The following is a 17,834-nucleotide window of genomic DNA, read 5'->3' as shown; positions in this document are numbered from 1 at the left end:
CATGGTCCGGTATCTGACACTGCGGGTAGCGCAGGCGATCTGGGTGCTGTGGGCGGCGTTCACCGTCTCCTTCGTAGTGCTCTATCTGTTGCCCGCCGATCCGGTCTCGATCGCGGCCGGGGGCGCCGAAACAGGCTCTCCGGCGGATCCGGCGGCGATCGCCGAGCTGCAGGCCAGGTATGGGCTGGATCAGCCGCTGTGGCAGCAGTATTGGACGGCGCTCGGGCACGCGCTGCGCGGTGACCTCGGATATTCCATCGTCACCGGGCAGACGGTGACGCAGGCGATCGGCGAGACGCTGCCCTCGACCCTCGGATTGGCCGCGCTCACCCTGCTTTTCGCAGCAGTGGGGGGTGTCGGGCTGGCCTTCGCCGCGACCGCTACCCGGCGGCCGTGGCTGCGCAACACCCTGGCGGCGCTGCCCTCGATCGGGGTCGCGGTGCCGACCTTCTTCACCGGACTCCTACTACTGCAGCTGTTTTCGTTCCACTGGCGGCTCGCGCCCGCTTTCGGCGGTCACGGCTTCAGCGGCACGGTGCTGCCCGCGCTCACCCTGGCGCTGCCGATCGGCGCAGTCATCGCGCAGGTACTGACCTCCGGACTGGAAAACACCTGGCGGCAACCGTTTGTGGATGTCGCACTGGCCAAGGGTGGTTCGCGCTGGTGGGTGCGGCGCAAACATGTGCTGCGCCCCGCCAGCATTCCGACCTTCACTATCGCCGGTGTGCTGGTGGGCCACATCCTCGCCGGAGCCGTGGTGGTGGAAGCCGTGTTCGCGCGACCCGGGGTCGGGCGGCTCACCCAGACCGCGGTGCTGGCCCAGGACATTCCGATCGTGCAGGGGATCGTGCTGCTCAGCGCGGTGATCTTCGTGACAGTGAATCTCGTGGTCGACCTGATTTACCCGCTGCTCGACCCACGCATCGCCGCCCGCCACCGGTCCGTCCGAACCGGCACCGAACAGGGCTCTCCCGCAAACACTCTCGACATCACTGAGGAGGTGGCACTCCGTGCGTGACAACGCGAAATCCCATGCTGAGCTCGGGCCAGGCGCCGCCCGCCCCCAGCCACTCACCGCCGGGTTCGGCTTCGCACCGTGGCTGCTGGCCGAACCTGTCCCCGCTTCAGGTCGCACCGGCGGCTGGCGGGAATGGTTGCGCGCCAATCTTTCCTCCCCGTGGGCATTCGCCGCCATTACCGAGGTGGCGCGAACCCATGGTTGATCTTCTGGAAGGCCGCAACCGCGCAGCGCTCCGGTGGCGGCGACCTGCCGTCAGCTGGACCTGGTTGCGCACCAACGCCTTTGCGCTGCTCGCCGGCGCGGTGGCTCTGCTCGCCCTCGGATGGGCGCTGTTCCCTTCGTTTTTCGCCAGTGGCGATCCGCTGATCGGTATACCCGCGCAGAAGTTCCAGGCACCGAGCGCCGAACACTGGTTCGGCACCGACAATCTCGGACGCGATCTGTACACCCGCATGGTGCACGGGGCGGGGTTGTCGTTGTCGGCAACGCTCACGGCCGTCGCCATCGCGCTGCTGGTCGGCTCGCTGCTCGGCTTGCTCTCAGGTGCGGTCGGCGGCATCGTGGACGCCGCCATCATGCGTGTGGTCGACGTGCTGCTCGCCATCCCCTCGCTGCTGCTGTCGCTGGCCTTGGTCACCGCGCTCGGCTTCGGCACCCGCAATGTGGCCATCGCCGTGGGTGTTTCGCTGATCGCCAACTTCGCCCGGGTGATGCGCTCGGAAGTGCTGCGGGTGCGCGGTGAGGTCTACGTCGAGGCGGCTCACGCCAGTGGCGTCCGCTGGTACGCCGTGCTGACCCGGCACATCCTGCCGAACTCCGCACAGCCAGTGCTCGCGCTCGCCGCGGTCGAATTCGGGATGGCGGTGTTGTCGGTCTCCGCGCTCAGTTTCCTTGGCTACGGCGCGAAACCACCTACGCCGGAATGGGGTTCGCTCATTTCAGAGGGCCGCAACTACCTCGCCATCGCGTGGTGGCTGACCACACTGCCGGGGCTGGTCATCATCGCGGTCGTGGTCGCCGCGCAGCACCTCGGCCGCGTCGCCGGGAAAGAGGGACACCGATGACCGCCGACACCTTTACCCGCGGCACGTCCGCCCGCGACACCTCCACCCGCGGCACGTCCGCATCGCTGGATGTGGTTGCGCCGCGAGGGGGCGCAACCACCGATCAGATCGCTGCGGATTCGAACGAGACTGCTTTGCTCCAGGTCGCGGACCTCAGAGTGCAGTACCGATCCGCACAGGGCGCTGTTGCCGCCCTAGCCGGAGTGTCCCTGACGCTGGCGCGTGGCGAAGTGGTGGCGCTCGTCGGTGAATCCGGTTCGGGGAAGTCGACTCTCGGGCATGCGGTGCTCGGGCTGCTCGGGTCGCCAGCGGAAATCACCGGCGGGACCATCACTTTCGACGGGCAGCAAGCCGGTGACGAGCGGGCGTGGCGGCGCCTGCGCGGAGCGCGGATCGGTTTCGTACCGCAGGACCCAGGCCTGTCGCTGAATCCGGTGCGGCGCGTGGGTGATCAGGTCGCCGAGACCCTGCTGGTGCACGGTCTGGCTGAACGCCGGGAAGCACGCGAGCGCGCGGTGCGCTTGCTCGCGGACGCCGGGCTGGATCGGCCGGAACTGCGGGCGTCGCAGTATCCGCACGAACTGTCCGGCGGCCAGCGGCAGCGGGTGTTGATCGCGGCGGCGCTGATCGCGGAACCGGATCTGGTGATCGCCGACGAACCGACCAGCGCGCTGGACGCGACCGTTGCGCGGCGGGTACTCGATCAGCTCACCGCGCAGACCACCGCCCGTGGCACGGCGGTACTGCTGATCACCCACGATCTGGCGGTGGCGGCCGAGCGGGCGGATCGTCTGATCGTCCTCAACGGCGGTGAGATCGTCGAGACCGGCGCTACCGCCGAGATCCTGGCACGCCCGCAGCACCCGTACACCCAGCGGCTGCTCGCGGCCTCGCCGAGTCTCGCGCCGTTCGAGGGCTTCCGGCCCGCACCCGCGCAGAGCGGTCCCCCGCTGCTCAGGGTGCGCGGGGTGCACAAGACGTTCCGGGCCCGGTCCGGCGGATCGATCGCGGCCGTCGCGGATGTCGGCTTCGAGTTGCGGCGCGGTGAAACCCTGTCGCTGGTAGGAGAATCCGGTTCCGGCAAGTCGACCACCGCGCGAATCGCGTTGCGGCTCACCGATGCCGACAGCGGCGCGGTCACCTTCGACGGACAGGATCTGATCCGGTTGCGCGGGTCGCGGCTACGCGCGCTGCGGCAGCGGTTCCAGGTCGTGTACCAGAACCCGTACGCCTCACTGGATCCGCGCTGGCGGGTGGCCCAAATCGTGGAAGAACCGTTGCGCGCCTACGGCATCGGCGACCGGGCCGCCCGTCGCGACCGGGTCCGGGAGCTGCTCGACCAGGTCGCGCTCCCGGAACGGTTTGCGCAGCGCCGCCCGGCCGAACTGTCCGGTGGGCAGCGGCAACGCGTCGCGATCGCCCGCGCGCTGGCGCTACATCCGGAACTGCTGGTGCTCGACGAGCCGGTTTCCGCGCTCGACGCCTCCATCCAGGCCCAGATTCTGGAGCTGCTGGGCCGGCTGCAGTCCGAGCTCGGGCTGAGCTACCTGTTCATCTCGCACGACCTCGCCGTGGTGCGCCGCATCAGCGACCGGGTCGCGGTCATGCGGCACGGCCGGATCGTCGAAACCGGCAGTACCGCCGAGATTTTCGGTCACCCGCAGCACGAGTACACCCGCGAGTTGCTGTCGGCGATACCGGCGGTCCGCACGGACAACCAACTGGAAAGGATTGCCGCACATGGCTGATTCGACACTCTTTGTCGCGGTCGAGCTCGCCGGCACCGGCGTGCACCCGGCCTCGTGGCGGCGGGCGGACTCCCGGGCCGAGGACCTGTTCACCGGCGGGTACTGGGTGGACGCGGTCACCACCGCCGAGCACGCCGGTGTGGACGCGGCCTTCCTGCCGGATTCGTTCGCGTTGCAGCCGGGCGGGCCGGGCGTCACCCGCGGCCGCCTCGACGCGGTGGCGGTCGCGGCCCGCGTGGCCGCGGCCACGCACGGGATCGGGCTGTTGCCGCAAGCAGCGGTAACCCACACCGAGCCGTTCCATCTGTCGAAGGCGATCGCCAGCCTGGACTTCGCCTCGCTGGGCCGGGCGGGCTGGGAGGTGACCGTCTCCGAATCCACTGCGGCGGCGAAGGCATTCGGGCGCAAGGATGTTCAGGACCCCGAGTCGCTGTGGCACGAGGCCGACGAGGCGATCGAGGTGGTGTCCCGGCTATGGGACAGCTGGGAGGACGACGCCGAGATCCGCGACGTACCCACCGGCCGCTTCATCGATCGGGACAAGCTGCACTACATCGACTTCGCCGGGGACAACTTCTCGGTGAAGGGCCCGTCGATCACCCCGCGCTCGCCGCAGGGGCAGCCGATCGTCGCGGTGCGGGCCACGGACCCGGCGAGTACGGCCGTGGCGGTGCGACGTGCCGACCTTATCCGGATCAGCGCGGCATCGCCCGCGGCAGCCCGCGCCCGGCGCGAGGACCTACGGACCGCGCTCCGAGCGGCCGATCGTGACCCCGACACCGTGCGGGTGCTGCTCGACCTCGACATTCATCTGGCCGATTCCGTCGCGGCCGCCGCCACCGAAGTGCTCGAGCTCGACCAATGGGCGGCGCCCGCGTCCGCACCGAGAGCCGGCACCGCGCCGCTGCGGCACCTCGGCACGACATCGGGCCTGTGGCGACTGCTCGACGAGATCGCGGCGGACCGCATCGCGGACGGGGTCGTCCTCCGCCCCCTCGCCGCTCAGCCCGCACTCGCCCGCCTCGCCGAACTGGGCCGCAATCCGTTGACCGCCAGCACCTTCCGCCATCGCCTCGGCCTCCCCCGCCCGCTCAGCCGGTACGCCACCGCGCCGTCGAACTGAGAGACCCCATGACCCCACGCAAGCAAGTCCACCTCGCCGCGCATTTCCCCGGCGTCAACAACACCACTGTCTGGGCTGACCCGGACTCCAAGAGCCAGATCGACTTCTCCTCGTTCGCGCATCTGGCCCGCACCGCCGAGCGCGGACTGTTCGACTTCTTCTTCCTGGCCGAGGGATTGCGGCTGCGTGAGCACCGCGACCGCATCCACGACCTCGACGTGGTGGGCCGCCCGGACACCTTCACCGTGCTGAACGCGCTCGCCGGGGTCACCGAGAAGCTGGGCCTGGCGGGCACCATCAACACCACGTTCAACGAACCCTTCGAACTGGCAAAGCAATTCGCCTCGCTCGATCACCTCTCGGGTGGGCGGGCCGCGTGGAACGCCGTCACTTCCTCCGACGCGTTCACCGGCGAGAACTTCCGCCGCGGCGGGTATCTGGAGCACAGTCAGCGCTACCAGCGCGCCGCCGAGGTCGTGCAGGCGACCCGGGCGCTGTGGGACAGCTGGCCCGACGACGCCCTGGTCGTGGACCGCGCAGCTGGCGTCTTCGCACACGACGTTCCCGAAACTCAGGTCCGCACTTCGCAATTCGACATCACCGGCCGATTCGTCCTGCCGCCGAGCCCACAGGGTTACCCGGTGCAGTTGCAGGCCGGTGATTCCGACGACGGCCGCGAATTCGGCGCCGCCACAGCCGATGCCATCTTCACCGGCCACGGCACCCTCGAAGCCGGCCAGCGCTTCTACGCCGACCTCAAGGGGCGGCTCGCGAAATACGGTCGCACGCCCGACGAACTGAAGATTCTGCCCGCCGCCACCTTCGTACTCGGCGACACCGAGGCCGACGCCCACGACCGGGCCCGCCACATCCGGCTGCAACAGGTGGGGCCGCAGACCGCCATCGCGTTCCTCGAACAGGTCTGGGGCCGTGACCTTTCCGGCTACGACCCGGACGGCCCGCTACCCGAGGTGGAACCGGCCGACAACGTCGACATCACCCGCGGCCGGGTCCGGCACGCCAAGGACCCGCGCGCGGTGGCCCAGGCCTGGCGCGCCAAAGCCGAGGCGGAGAATCTAACAATCCGCGAGCTGATCATCGAGGTGACCGCACGCCAGCAGTTCGTCGGCACACCCGCGCAGGTCGCCGCGCAGATCGACGAGCACGTCCAGGCCGATGCCGCCGACGGCTTCATCCTCGTCCCGCACCTCACCCCCGGCGGTCTCGACGAATTCGTCGACCGCGTCGTCCCGGAGCTGCAGGAACGCGGCAGCTTCCGCACCGAGTACACCGGCTCGACCCTGCGCGACCACCTCGGTCTGCGCCCGCCCCGCACCGCCCACCGCAGCACCGCCCACGAAGGAGCACGAGCGTCATGACCACAAGCACCGCAACCGAATTCGACACCACCTGGGCACTGTGGCACCACGCCCGGGAAGATCAGCTGCGCGATCCGCTCGGCTTCCTCAGCCTCACGGCGCTGCACTGGCTGACCGACCAGCCCGAGCGACTGGCGGACGTGCCGGGCACCTGGTGGGTCACCGAGGACAAGGTCTTCATCACCGCCCAGCCCGGTGACCGGCTCGAGTTCCAAGGCACCGGGATCGCCGGCGTCCAGATCCTCACCCCCGCCGAGGGCGCTCCGGGACTGGAAGTGCGGCACGGGGATCGGATCCTGGAGGTGATCCGCCGCACCGGCCGGTACGCGGTGCGCGTGCACGATCCGAAGTCCCCGGCCCTGCTCGCCTTCGAGGGCATCCCCGCTTACGCACCGGATCCGCGCTGGGTGGTGACCGGTCACTACCGGCCCTTCGACGTACCCCGCACCCTCACCACCGGCGCGGTCGTCGACGGCCTGGAACACCACCACACCGCCACGGGCACCATCGAATTCACGATCGGCGCGGTGACCGAGCAGGTCGTGGCCTTCGGCAACGGCGACGATCTGCGCGTGCTGTTCACCGATGCGACCAGCGGCGTGACCACCTATCCGGCGGCCCGCGCGGTCGCGGTCGGCGCACCCGATCCCGACGGCACGGTCCACCTCGATTTCAACCGGTCGGCGAATCTGCCGTGCGCCTTCACCGATTTCGCGACCTGCCCGATCGCGCCCGAGCAGAACCGCTTGCGCGTGGCCGTCGAAGCGGGCGAACAGCATCCGAAGCTGGGCCTGGGTGATCGGCTATGAGCGTGCCCCTGTCGATCCTCGACCTGTCCCCCATCAGTACCGGTTCCACCGCGCAGCAGGCGCTGCGCAACACCATCGATCTGGCCCAGCACGCCGAACAGTGGGGCTACCACCGGTATTGGCTCGCCGAACACCATTTCGTCGCGGTCGCGAGCTCGTCCTCGACGACTCTGATCGGGCTGGTCGCCGCGGCCACCTCCCGGATCCGGGTCGGGTCGGCGGCCGTGCAGGTCGGTCACCACACCTCGGCGTCGATCGTGGAGGCGTTCGGCACCATCGACGCGCTCTACCCGGGCCGGCTCGATCTCGGCCTCGGGCGTTCCGGTCACCGGAAGGCCCAATACGGTTCGGAGCCAACCCATCCCAAGCGGGCGCGTCCGGTGGTCGACACCGCCACCGGACGCACCGAAGTGCGCGACGGCGTGGTGATACCGCCGCCGTTCGATCCGGGCCGGGTCGCCGATCGCTCCAAATATCTCGCGGGACTGCATCTCCTGCATCAGGAGGGTGCGCAGCCGCAGGACTTCACCGAGCAGGTGGACGACATCCGCGCGCTGCTGGCGGGGACTTACACGACACCGGACGGCTTTGCGCTGCACGCGGTTCCGGGCGAGGGCGCGCAGGTCGAGGTATGGCTGTTCGGCAGTTCGGGCGGAGCGAGCGCGGAACTCGCCGGGCGCCTGGGTCTTCCGTTCGCGGCGGCCTATCACGTCGCGCCGGGCACCGCTCTGGACGCGGTCGATTCCTACCGGGCGGCCTTCCGCCCGTCGGCGCAATTGCCCGAACCGTACGTGGTGCTGTCCGCGGACGTCGTGGTAGCCGAAACCGACTCGACGGCAAAGCATCTGGCCGCCACCTACGGCCACTGGGTGCACGGCATCCGGAGCGGGGCGGGCGCGCCGGAATACCCCGATCCGGACACCAGCGGCCCGCTCACCGCCGATCAGGAACGATTGGTGGCGGACCGGACGTCCACCCAGTTCGTCGGCTCGCCTGCCACGGTGACCGAACGCCTCGCCGCCTTGCAGCGCGTGAGCGGCGCGGACGAACTGCTGATCACCAGCGTCACCCACGACCACGCCGACCGCCTGGAATCGCATCGGCTGCTCGCCGAGGCCTGGGGTACCCGCGCCGCCCGGGCGGCCTGACAGCTGAGCTCAATGCCCAGGCCCGCAGCACCGGGCCTGGGCATTTTGCATGCAGCTGGGCGTGCATATATCTGCCTGTCGACATGCACAAGCCACCTTGTGCATGGTGCCGATCCGGTAAAAAACATTCACATGTGCATGTAATGTTTCACGGGTTCGGACGACGGAGAGAGATCAATGACGACAACTCCCCCAAGCCGCGGCGCCCGCTGGTTGATCGCCGGGCTCACCGCGCTGGTCACCGCCGCCCTGGCCGGCGCGCCGCCCGCCCAGGCCACGCCGGCCGGTGAACCGCAATGGGCGGCGCTGCACGACGGGCCGCAGCAGTATCCGTCGATTCACATCGACTGGGATGTTCCGATCACTATGAGCGACGGCACCGTCCTGAAGGCGAACGTCTACCGCCCCGCCGACGCGAACGGGCCGGTCACCACGCCGCTGCCGACGATCGTCAACCTCACGCCGTACACCAAGCTGCTCTCGATGATCGCGCAGACAGCGCTGTCGGTCCCCGTGCTCTCGGACGCGGTGACCGGCGTCTTCCGCGACTTCAGCCTGAACGGCACCCCGCTGGAAGGCCTGACCGACCAGACCCGCACCCTCGGTGGCGGTTTCGGACGCGCCTTCGCCGCGGATCCGAACCTGATCCGCAGCGGTTACGTCCAGGTCGTCGCCGACGTGCGGGGAACTGGTTTCTCCCAAGGTATTTGGGAGCCGTGGGGCCCGAAGGACCAGGCCGACACCCCGGAGGTGATCGCCTGGGCCGCCGCACAACAGTGGTCCGACGGCAAGATCGGCATGACCGGAGCCTCCTACTCCGGCATCAACCAGGTGCAGGCCGCGGCGAAGCAACCGCCCGCGCTGAAAGCCATTGTCCCCCTGGTGCCCGGCAACGATCTGGTGCACGACATGATCGCCCCGGGCGGCGGCGCCATCGGCATCCTCGCGCCCTACCTGCTCGCGGTGAACCTGCTCAAACTCACCCCCGATATGGTGTCCATCGCCCTGGGTAAGTTCGACACCCAGTGGCTGGCCGACCGGCTGCGCAGCCCGATGTCGTTCCTGGACATCGCGATCGCGACCCTGACCACCACCTCCTTCGACGCCGTCCCACCGGAACTGGAGCTGGTGCTCGACCCCGCCAGCCCGATCCGGCAGGCCTGGCTCGGGCATCCAGACCGAATCACGGTGCCGACCATGGTGATCGGCGGCTGGCACGACAACTTCGCCAACGGCGAGCCCCGCATCTATCAGGACATCCCGCTACCGCCCGGGCAGAAGCAGCTGGTGATGGGCAACAGCTACCACGTGAGCGCCGGCTTCGACATGCGCGGCCGCGACGGCGAACCGCCGCGCATCGATGTGCTGACGCGGGCCTGGTTCGACAAGTGGCTCAAGGGCATCGACAACGGCATCGACCGCTACGGCCCGGTCACCATGTGGCAGCAAGGCACGGGCTGGACCACCGCGGCGGACTTCCCGCGCCCGGGCCACACGCACCAGCGGATGTACCTGTCGGCGGCGGCGAGCGGCACCACGAACACCAGCGTGCACGACGGAAGCCTCAGTGCCGGAGCGCCTTCGGACACCAGACGGCTCACGGTCGCGCCCGGCCTGGCGAGCCTGTGCTCCGCGGATGCCGCGCAAGGCACCGCGGGCATCCTGGTGTTCACCGGCTGCGGTAAGGACGCCAGAGTACAAGAGCTACAAGGGCTCACGTTCACCAGCGCGCCGGTCGCGGAACCGACCACGATCTCCGGACCGATCGCGGTACACCTCAACACGATCCACGACGCGACCGATGGATTCTGGACGGTGACCGTCAACGATGTCGCGCCCGACGGACGTTCGACCACGTTGAGCACCGGACAGCTGATGGCCTCGCTGCGCACCCTGGACGAAAACCGCAGCGCCCGTTCGGCGAACGGCGACTACTCCGACCCCTACCCGATAATGTCGCTGCCCGAGCGGTTGCCGATCGTGCCGGGTCAAGCCACCCAGCTCGATATCGGCCTGGCGCCTACCGACGCCATCCTGAAGCCAGGGCATCGGCTGCGGGTGGACATCTTCGCGAGCAACTACCCCAAGGGTCTGCCGATCCGGCCGTTCCTGGATGCGACGGAGTTGAAGCCGCAGCATCTGCAACTGGACCCGGCCGCACCGAGCTACGTCAACGTGCCGATCGCCGGAAACCCCGGCTGGTGAGCGCATAGAAAAGGGGCCGGATGTACCCGGCCCCTTTTCGTGCATTTATGCGCTGAGCGGCGTCGCCTTCACCCCGTAGCCGAGGTTGGTGAGCACCTCACTGGTCGCCTTCGCGAAGTTCAGCGTGATGAAGTGCAGACAGGGCGCGCCCTCGGCGATCAGACGCTGCCCCATCTCGGTGGCGATCTCGATACCGACCTCGCGCACCGCGGCCCGGTTCTCGTCCGCGCCGTCACCGGCGGCCTTGTGCAACCGCTCCAGTACGTGCGCGGGCAGCGACCGCCCGCACAGCTCCTCGGCGCGCGCGACCGTGCGCAACGAGGTGACCGGCATCAACTCCGGAATGATCGGCTTCTCCGCCTCGATCGGGTCGAACGCGGCGAGCCGATCCCGCAGCCGCAGATAGTGTTCGACGTCGAAGAACATCTGGGTGATCGAATACTCCGCGCCCGCTCGCAGTTTCGCGGCCAGGTGCTCGGTGTCGTGGTCCAGGCTCGGCGACCGATGGTGGCCCTGCGGGAACGAGGCGACACCGACGTGGAAGTCGCCGAGATCGCGCACGATGCGCACCAGTTCCTCGGCGTAGGCCACGCCCTGCGGGTGTTTTTCCCACTCGCCGAGCGGATCGCCCGGCGGGTCGCCGCGCAGCACCAGAATGTTCTTGATTCCGGAGTCGGCGTAAGCGCCGACCAGTGACCGCAATTCGGCAACGCTGTGCCCGACGGCGGTCAGGTGGGCCACCGGCAGCAGGATCGTCTCCTGCGCCAGCTGACCGGTGACTCGCACGGTGCGGTCGCGGGTGGAGCCGCCCGCGCCGTAGGTCATGGACACGAAGGCCGGGTGCATGCGCTCGAATTCGCGCACCGCGCGCCACAGCCGGGCCTCGGCGGCGGCGTCACGGGGCGGATTGAATTCCACCGAGAAGGGCACGGCGCGGCCGCCGTGCGATCGCAAGCTCTGTACAACCGAAGGTGTTCCAGAGACGTTCGGTGGCCGCCGCAAGTCATCGAAAGTCACCGGTCCAGTGTAGGGGGACCTGCACGTTCGACCTATTTCCTCCCAAATGGCGGGAAAAAGGGCTAGCCCGGGCGACGCCGGTCACAGGGGGCGCGCGTATGATTTTACTGGGCAGTACCCTCGCGGTGACCTGGTTGATATCCCGCCTAGGCCCCGAGCCCAAAACACAAACTTCCGCCGTGCTGGCCCCAGTGCGGCCCGTGATCCACCTTGGAGGATGCCCTGTCCGCCGGACCAGGTACCCCGACCCGAACCCTGTCGTCGGCGACCAACGGATCCGCCGAGGTGAACGGGGCGGCCTCCGCTACTCCCCGGCTGGGCGCACCCGGCTTCGTCACCGCGGTGGAGAAGGCGCTCACCGAATTCTTCGCCGCCAAGCGCACCACCGTCGAGCCGCTGGGCCTCCCGTTCGTCGAATCCGCCGAAGCGCTCGAACTGTTCGTGCTGCGCGGCGGCAAACGCACCCGCCCGGCCTTCGCCTGGACCGGTTGGCTGGGCGCGGGCGGCAACCCGGACGCCCCCGAAGCCGCCGCTGTGCTCAGCGCCTGCGCCGCACTGGAACTGGTGCAGGCCTGCGCGCTCATCCACGACGACATCATCGACTCCTCGCGCACCCGGCGCCGTTTCCCGACCGTGCACGTCGACTTCGAACAGCGCCATCGCGAGCGCGGCTGGACCGGCGACTCCGCGCACTTCGGCACCAGCGTCGCCATCCTCATCGGGGATCTGGCCCTGGCCTGGGCCGACGACATGGTCCATGCCTCCGGCCTGGACGACGCCGCAATCTCCCGCTTCGCCCCGGTCTGGGCGCTGATGCGCACCGAGGTGCTGGGCGGGCAGCTGCTCGACATCAACGGTGAAGCCGGCGGCGACGACTCGGTCGAGGCCGCGCTGCGCATCAACCGGTACAAGACCGCCGCCTACACCGTGGAGCGCCCGCTGCACCTGGGCGCCGCCATCGCCGACGCCGACGCCGGGCTGTTCGAGGCCTACCGCGAGTTCGGCACCGATATCGGCATCGCCTTCCAGCTGCGCGACGACCTGCTCGGTGTCTTCGGCGACCCGGCCGTCACGGGCAAACCCTCCGGCGACGATCTGCGCGAAGGCAAGCGCACCGTGCTGCTCGCCGAGGCCCTGCGCCGCGCCGACGCCACCGACGTCGCCGCCGCGAAACTGTTGCGCACCAGCATCGGCACCGATTTGAGCGCCGACGACGTGGAGCGCCTGCGCGCCGTGCTCACCGAGCTCGGCGCGGTCGACGATGTGGAAGTCCGCATCGCCGACCTCACCGAACGCGGCCTCGCCGCCATCGAAACCTCATCCGCCACCGAATCCGCGAAACAGTCATTGCGCGCGATGGCACTCGCCGCAACCAGGAGGACCGCATGAAAGCCATTGTGGGACCAGCCGATCGAGTAATCACCGTCGGTGCGGGTCCCGCCCCGCGTACGACCGCCAAGCGCCGTGGCAAGAGTTTCGTGCTCACCGAGCGCCGGATCATGATGGGTGCGGCGCTGCCCGCCCGCCGTGCTATCCGACTGCCGAGGTCCTGCGCCGCGACGGCAACCGCCGACGAGCAGACCGGCGAATAACACTCTGTAGTTCGACACCTCCGGCCATCCGTAGTGGTCGGAGGTATCGGCATGCGCTTAGGAGAGTTCCATGAAAACCGTTGCGGGACCGACTGATCGGGTTGTCGTAGTGGGCGCCGGTCTGTCCGGGCTCGCCGCGGCGCTCCATCTCACGGGCGCCGGGCGCACCGTGACCCTGCTGGAGCGCGCCGATCACGTCGGCGGACGGGTCGGCGTCTATCGCGGGCCCGACTACGAGATCGATTCCGGTGCAACGGTTTTGACCCTGCCCGAGCTGGTGACCGAGGCGCTGGCCGCGGTCGAGCGGACACCCGAGTCCTGCTCGCTGCGCATTCATCAGCTCGCACCGAGCTATCACGCGCGGTTCGCCGACGGCGCCGACATCCGGGTGTTCGCCGACGCCGACGCCATGGCCGCGGAGGTCGCCCGGGTCTGCGGGCCGGTCGAGGCGCGGCGCTATCGGCGGCTGCGGGACTGGCTGGCGCGGATCTACGCCGCCGAGTTCACCGAGTTCATGGACACCAACTTCGATTCGCCGCTGGACATGGTGCGGCTGCCGAAGAAGCGTGCCGCGCTGCTGGAACTGGTGCGGCTCGGCGGTTTCGGCAGGCTCGGCGCCCGGGTGCGACGCATCCTGCGGGACCAGCGGCTGGCGCGACTGTTCACCTTCCAGGCGCTCTACGCGGGCATGCCCCCGGCCGAGGCGCTCGCGGTGTACGGGGCGATTCCCCACATGGACACCTCGCTCGGCGTGTACTTCCCGGAAGGCGGCATGCGGGCGGTCGCCGCGGCCATGGCGGAGGCGTTCACCGGCGCGGGCGGCACCCTGGAACTGAACACCGAGGTGGTCGGGATCGACTATGCGGGTGGACGGGCCCGGCGGGTCTGCACCGCCGACGGCCGGGCCATCGACTGCGACGCCGTCGTGCTCACCGCCGACCTCGGTTCGATCGAACGTTTCGGCGTGCACCGCCGGCGGTGGCTGCGCGCCTCGCCCTCAGCGGTTGTCGCGCACGGCACCGTCCCGGCCGAGATCGCCGCGAGCTGGCCGGTGCAGGCGCACCACACCATCGACTTCGGCGCGGCCTGGGACTCCACCTTCGCCGAGCTCACCGCGCGCCGCGGCCGGCTGATGAGCGACCCGTCGCTACTGCTCACCCGTCCCGCGCTGACCGACCCCGGCCTCTACATCACTCGCCCGGACGGCAGGCACGAACCCTTCTCGCTGCTGGCGCCCTGCCCGAATCTGGATGCCGCGCCGCTGGATTGGGATCGGATCGGGCCGTCCTATCTGCGTGAACTCCTCGAAGTGCTGGAGCAGCGCGGGTACACCGGCATCGCCGCGCACTTCACCGTCGACCACCTCGACACCCCGCGGACCTGGCAGGCCCAGGGCATGCTGGCGGGCACCCCGTTCTCCGCCGCGCACGTCTTCCGGCAGACCGGTCCGTTCCGTTCGCGCAACTTGCCGAGCTCCAGCGACAATGTGGTTATCGCAGGTTGCGGCACCACACCGGGCGTAGGCGTACCCACGGTGCTGCTGTCCGGAAAACTGGCGGCAACCCGTATTACCGGCGACGTGTCGCCTGCTTCGGATGAAACCGCACCTACCATGGCGCTAGGGTTCCCAGCGAAGCATTAAACTGATCGCCGACCTATTCGCTCGCGGTTGCGACCGCTGACCTTGCCGGGGGGACCGACACCACATGGCATCCCCGGACATGCGCGTCACCCCCGGCAATCCGAGCACCGCCGGCGATCACTCGCCAGGCCGCTCGAACGGATCAGCCCCGAGCACCGGCGAGCCCGCGGCACCGCAACCCGCACGGTCCCGCCTGCAGACCTACGCCGATTTCATCCGCAGCCCCGAGGGGCACGCCGCCCTCATGGGTTTCGTCGGCGCCATCATGATCACCTTCGGCGGCTTCGGCGCGGGCAGCGTTCGCAAGACCGACCCGCTGCTGGAGTCCTGGCATCTCTCGTGGCTGCGGTTCGGGCACGGTCTGGTGCTGTCGAGCATGGTCGTCTGGATCGGCGTGCTGCTCATGATCACCGCGTGGGTCCGGCTGGGGCGGACCACCATCGGTACCGGCGACCGCGCCGGCGCCGAGGTCACCCTGAACGAGCTGCGCGCCATCGTCGGCATCTGGGTCCTGCCGCTGCTGTTCGCGGCGCCCATGTTCAGCCGCGACGCCTACTCCTATCTGGCCCAGGGCGCGCTGCTGCGCGACGGGTTCGACCCCTACGCGGTCGGCCCGGTCGCCAATCCCGGTGTGCTGCTGGACAATGTGAGCCCGGTCTGGACCACCACCACCGCGCCCTACGGGCCGATCTTCCTGCTGCTGGCCCGCGGCATCACCGCCATCACCGGCGACAACGTCGTCGCGGGCACCATCGGGCTGCGCCTGGTGATGCTGCCCGGGCTGGCGCTGATGATGTGGGCGGTGCCGTATCTGACCAAGCACCTCGGCGGCAAGCCGACGGTGGCGCTGTGGCTGGCGGTGCTCAACCCGCTGGTGCTGATCCACCTGATCGGCGGCGTGCACAACGAAATGCTGATGGTCGGCCTGATGTGTGCCGGCATCGCGCTGGTGCTGGAACGGCACCATGTGGCGGGCATCGTGGTAGTCGCCATCGGTGTCGCGATCAAGGCGACCGCCGGTATCGCACTGCCCTTCCTGGTGTGGATCTGGATGCTGCACGAGAAGGAGAAACGCGCCGCCGAGCGGCTGGGCAAGCCGACCGACGACCCCGCGGTCGTCGATACCGACGCGGCCCGGCCCTCACGTGACATGCCGCATCCGGCCTTCGTCTTCGCCAAGATCGCGGGTCTGGGCCTGCTCGTCTTCGCCGCCGTGTTCGCGGCCGCTTCGCTGATCGCGGGTGTCGGCATCGGCTGGTTGCAGGCGCTACAGGGCTCCAACAAGATCATCAACTGGCTCTCGCTGCCGACCATCCTCGCGGAACTGTCCGCCTTGGTCACCCCGCTGGGCCGGGATCCCGTGCTCGAAGTGACTCGCATGATGTGTGCGGTGGCGCTGGCACTGGCACTGGTGCTGACCTGGTGGCGGTTCCGGCACAGCGAACGCGAAGCCGTCCTCGGCATCATGATCGCGTTCGTCGCCATCGTCATCCTGTCCCCCGCCGCGCTGCCCTGGTACTACTCCTGGCCGCTGGCGCTGGCCGCGGGCTTCGCGCTTTCCACAACGACGCTGATGGTGCTGGTCGGCCTGTGTACCTGGCTGATGCTGGTGTTCCAGCCGGACGGCTCGATCGGGCTCTACAACTTCCCGCACGTGGCCGCTGCGATCTTCGCCGCCGTAGTGGCGGCGATGTCGCTGCGCAAGGTGGACCCGCTGCGGTTGCGCGCCACCCCGCCGCCCGCGGAAGTCCCCGCCGTCCGGCCGTGAGTTCCGCGCAGCTCGAAACCGCCTATCGGGAATGCAGGCGGATCGCCGCCGAACACGGGCGCACCTATTTCCTGGCGACCAGGTTGCTGGCCGCACCGCGACGACCGGCCGTGCACGCGCTGTACGCGTTCGCGCGGATGGTGGACGACATCGTCGACCACGCGCAGCACGCCCCGTCCGAACACGGACCCGCGGGCGACGTCGATCTGATCGAAAAGCAGCTGCGCACGGCGCTGGAACAGGGGCCGGACACGGTCGCCGACGCTCCCGTACTGCTCGCCCTGACCGACACCATCACGCGGTACGACATTGCGCCACAGCACTTCTGGACGTTCCTGGATTCCATGCGCATGGACATCCCGGGTACCGTCCATTACCGCGACCGCTACGCCACCATGGCCGAACTCCGCGACTACATGCGCGGCTCGGCCGCCGCCATCGGCCTGCAACTACTCCCGGTTCTCGGCACCGTCGTCCCCCGCGCGGAAGCCGAACCGGCCGCCGCGGCCCTCGGCGAAGCCTTCCAGCTCACCAACTTCCTGCGTGATGTCGGCGAAGACCTGGACCGCGGCCGGGTCTACCTACCGGCCGACGATCTCACCGCCTTCGGCGTCGACCACGACCTGCTGCTGCACTGCCGGCGCACCGGCCGGACCGACCAGCGAGTCCGCCGCGCGCTAGCCCACCTGATCGCCGTCAACCGCGACCTGTACCGCCGCGCCGACCCCGGCATCGACCTGCTCGACCCGCGCGTACGCCCCGCCATCCGCACCGCCAGCACCCTTTACGCGGCCATCCTGACCGAAATCGAGCACCGCGACTACGCCATCTTCGAATCGCGCGCGGCAGTCGGTGTGCCCAAGCGCCTGCGGGTCGCGGCGACCCACCTCGTCCTACGCTGAAGCCACGGTGGCGCCACGCAGGCACCACCGTGCGTCAGACGATGTTCAGAAGGGATCGGCGGCCGCGCGGCGGATCACTTCACGGGCCAGCGGGCCGTGTAGCGCCTCGATCGGCTTACCGGGCAGGGTGTCGTCGTCGGTGAAGATCCATTCCAGGATCTCCTTGTCGGTGTATTTTGCGTCCTTCATCACGGTGATCAACCCCGGCAGGTGCTTGGTCACGCCGCCGTGCGGGTCGAAGAAGATCTCGGGGACGCTGGCGACGCCGGCACGGCGCAGCGCGAGCAGTTGATGGTCGCGCAGCATCTGATGCACTCGGGTTACCGAGATCCCGAGCTTGTCGGCCACTTCTGGCAGTGGCAGCAGGGCTACCGACTCCGGAAGAACATCATCACTGCAGGGAAATGCACTCACCC

16 protein-coding genes are annotated in these 17,834 nt (G+C 69.1%); 14 read left to right on the top strand and 2 right to left on the bottom strand.

Annotated elements, in window-relative coordinates:
* The first annotated feature begins 1 nt into the window (after position 1).
* The 9 genes from IBX22_RS31595 to IBX22_RS31555 all read left to right on the top strand — a co-directional run bounded on the left by IBX22_RS31595 (position 2) and on the right by IBX22_RS31555 (position 10,497).
* Positions 2–1,018, top strand: coding sequence for an ABC transporter permease (locus IBX22_RS31595; RefSeq protein ID WP_194819403.1), 1,017 nt, complete (start codon positions 2–4; stop codon positions 1,016–1,018).
* Complete coding sequence (locus IBX22_RS31590; protein WP_194819402.1) at positions 1,011–1,223, top strand: hypothetical protein; 213 nt, start codon at positions 1,011–1,013, stop codon at positions 1,221–1,223. Before IBX22_RS31595 ends, IBX22_RS31590 begins: the two co-directional genes overlap by 8 nt.
* The gene (locus IBX22_RS31585) at positions 1,216–2,085 is read left to right on the top strand and encodes an ABC transporter permease (RefSeq protein ID WP_194819401.1); all 870 of its coding nucleotides are present in this window, start codon (positions 1,216–1,218) and stop codon (positions 2,083–2,085) included. The genes IBX22_RS31590 and IBX22_RS31585 overlap by 8 nt, the downstream gene beginning before the upstream one ends.
* On the top strand, positions 2,082–3,833 hold the full coding sequence (locus IBX22_RS31580) for an ABC transporter ATP-binding protein (protein ID WP_194819400.1): 1,752 nt from the start codon (positions 2,082–2,084) through the stop codon (positions 3,831–3,833). The genes IBX22_RS31585 and IBX22_RS31580 overlap by 4 nt, the downstream gene beginning before the upstream one ends.
* Positions 3,826–4,956 carry an LLM class flavin-dependent oxidoreductase gene (locus IBX22_RS31575; RefSeq protein WP_194819399.1) on the top strand — a complete coding sequence of 377 codons (1,131 nt, stop codon included), beginning with the start codon at positions 3,826–3,828 and terminating at the stop codon, positions 4,954–4,956. The genes IBX22_RS31580 and IBX22_RS31575 overlap by 8 nt, the downstream gene beginning before the upstream one ends.
* Positions 4,957–4,964: 8 nt before the next feature.
* Positions 4,965–6,335 carry an NtaA/DmoA family FMN-dependent monooxygenase gene (locus tag IBX22_RS31570; RefSeq protein WP_194819398.1) on the top strand — a complete coding sequence of 457 codons (1,371 nt, stop codon included), beginning with the start codon at positions 4,965–4,967 and terminating at the stop codon, positions 6,333–6,335.
* Positions 6,332–7,144, top strand: a complete 813-nt coding sequence (locus IBX22_RS31565) for a DUF1684 domain-containing protein (RefSeq protein WP_194819397.1) — start codon at positions 6,332–6,334, stop codon at positions 7,142–7,144. Before IBX22_RS31570 ends, IBX22_RS31565 begins: the two co-directional genes overlap by 4 nt.
* Positions 7,141–8,292, top strand: a complete 1,152-nt coding sequence (locus IBX22_RS31560; RefSeq protein WP_194819396.1) for an LLM class flavin-dependent oxidoreductase — start codon at positions 7,141–7,143, stop codon at positions 8,290–8,292. Before IBX22_RS31565 ends, IBX22_RS31560 begins: the two co-directional genes overlap by 4 nt.
* 177 nt (positions 8,293–8,469) lie before the next feature.
* The gene (locus IBX22_RS31555) at positions 8,470–10,497 is read left to right on the top strand and encodes a CocE/NonD family hydrolase (RefSeq protein WP_194819395.1); all 2,028 of its coding nucleotides are present in this window, start codon (positions 8,470–8,472) and stop codon (positions 10,495–10,497) included.
* A gap of 45 nt (positions 10,498–10,542) precedes the next feature.
* On the opposite strand, the gene IBX22_RS31550 is transcribed toward IBX22_RS31555, so the two are convergent.
* Entirely contained in the window at positions 10,543–11,514 is a 972-nt protein-coding gene (locus IBX22_RS31550; protein WP_194819394.1) for a methylenetetrahydrofolate reductase, read from the bottom strand.
* A gap of 210 nt (positions 11,515–11,724) precedes the next feature.
* Between IBX22_RS31550 and IBX22_RS31545 the strand changes: the two genes are divergently transcribed.
* The 5 genes from IBX22_RS31545 (at position 11,725) to IBX22_RS31525 (ending at position 17,418) form a co-directional block, all read left to right on the top strand.
* Positions 11,725–12,903, top strand: a complete 1,179-nt coding sequence (locus IBX22_RS31545) for a polyprenyl synthetase family protein (protein ID WP_194819393.1) — start codon at positions 11,725–11,727, stop codon at positions 12,901–12,903.
* The gene (locus tag IBX22_RS31540; protein WP_194819392.1) at positions 12,900–13,106 is read left to right on the top strand and encodes a hypothetical protein; all 207 of its coding nucleotides are present in this window, start codon (positions 12,900–12,902) and stop codon (positions 13,104–13,106) included. The genes IBX22_RS31545 and IBX22_RS31540 overlap by 4 nt, the downstream gene beginning before the upstream one ends.
* Positions 13,107–13,176: 70 nt before the next feature.
* Positions 13,177–14,748: a phytoene desaturase family protein gene (crtI, locus tag IBX22_RS31535; protein WP_194819391.1), complete on the top strand. Its 1,572-nt coding sequence runs from the start codon at positions 13,177–13,179 to the stop codon at positions 14,746–14,748.
* A gap of 79 nt (positions 14,749–14,827) precedes the next feature.
* Positions 14,828–16,516: an alpha-(1->6)-mannopyranosyltransferase A gene (locus tag IBX22_RS31530; RefSeq protein WP_194819542.1), complete on the top strand. Its 1,689-nt coding sequence runs from the start codon at positions 14,828–14,830 to the stop codon at positions 16,514–16,516.
* A complete protein-coding gene (locus tag IBX22_RS31525) occupies positions 16,513–17,418 on the top strand; it encodes a phytoene/squalene synthase family protein (protein WP_194819390.1) in 906 nt (301 codons plus the stop codon). The genes IBX22_RS31530 and IBX22_RS31525 overlap by 4 nt, the downstream gene beginning before the upstream one ends.
* Before the next feature lie 45 nt (positions 17,419–17,463).
* Here the strand turns inward: IBX22_RS31525 and IBX22_RS31520 are convergent, their stop codons facing one another.
* A complete protein-coding gene (locus IBX22_RS31520; protein WP_194819389.1) occupies positions 17,464–17,832 on the bottom strand; it encodes an Rv2175c family DNA-binding protein in 369 nt (122 codons plus the stop codon).
* Positions 17,833–17,834 lie beyond the last annotated feature (2 nt).

Origin of the sequence: Nocardia sp. XZ_19_385, from assembly GCF_015355755.1 — a bacterium.
GTDB lineage: Bacteria > Actinomycetota > Actinomycetes > Mycobacteriales > Mycobacteriaceae > Nocardia.
This window is presented reverse-complemented; position numbering and strand designations above follow the sequence as displayed.

Bases quoted from the DNA above. Each gene is read 5' to 3' on its own strand.
- IBX22_RS31530 (WP_194819542.1), top strand. From the start codon at position 14,828: ATGCGCGTCACCCCCGGCAATCCGAGCACCGCCGGCGATCACTCGCCA.
- IBX22_RS31580 (WP_194819400.1), top strand. From the start codon at position 2,082: ATGACCGCCGACACCTTTACCCGCGGCACGTCCGCCCGCGACACCTCC.
- IBX22_RS31595 (WP_194819403.1), top strand. From the start codon at position 2: ATGGTCCGGTATCTGACACTGCGGGTAGCGCAGGCGATCTGGGTGCTG.
- IBX22_RS31570 (WP_194819398.1), top strand. From the start codon at position 4,965: ATGACCCCACGCAAGCAAGTCCACCTCGCCGCGCATTTCCCCGGCGTC.
- crtI (WP_194819391.1), top strand. From the start codon at position 13,177: ATGAAAACCGTTGCGGGACCGACTGATCGGGTTGTCGTAGTGGGCGCC.
- IBX22_RS31565 (WP_194819397.1), top strand. From the start codon at position 6,332: ATGACCACAAGCACCGCAACCGAATTCGACACCACCTGGGCACTGTGG.
- IBX22_RS31575 (WP_194819399.1), top strand. From the start codon at position 3,826: ATGGCTGATTCGACACTCTTTGTCGCGGTCGAGCTCGCCGGCACCGGC.
- IBX22_RS31555 (WP_194819395.1), top strand. From the start codon at position 8,470: ATGACGACAACTCCCCCAAGCCGCGGCGCCCGCTGGTTGATCGCCGGG.
- IBX22_RS31560 (WP_194819396.1), top strand. From the start codon at position 7,141: ATGAGCGTGCCCCTGTCGATCCTCGACCTGTCCCCCATCAGTACCGGT.
- IBX22_RS31585 (WP_194819401.1), top strand. From the start codon at position 1,216: ATGGTTGATCTTCTGGAAGGCCGCAACCGCGCAGCGCTCCGGTGGCGG.
- IBX22_RS31540 (WP_194819392.1), top strand. From the start codon at position 12,900: ATGAAAGCCATTGTGGGACCAGCCGATCGAGTAATCACCGTCGGTGCG.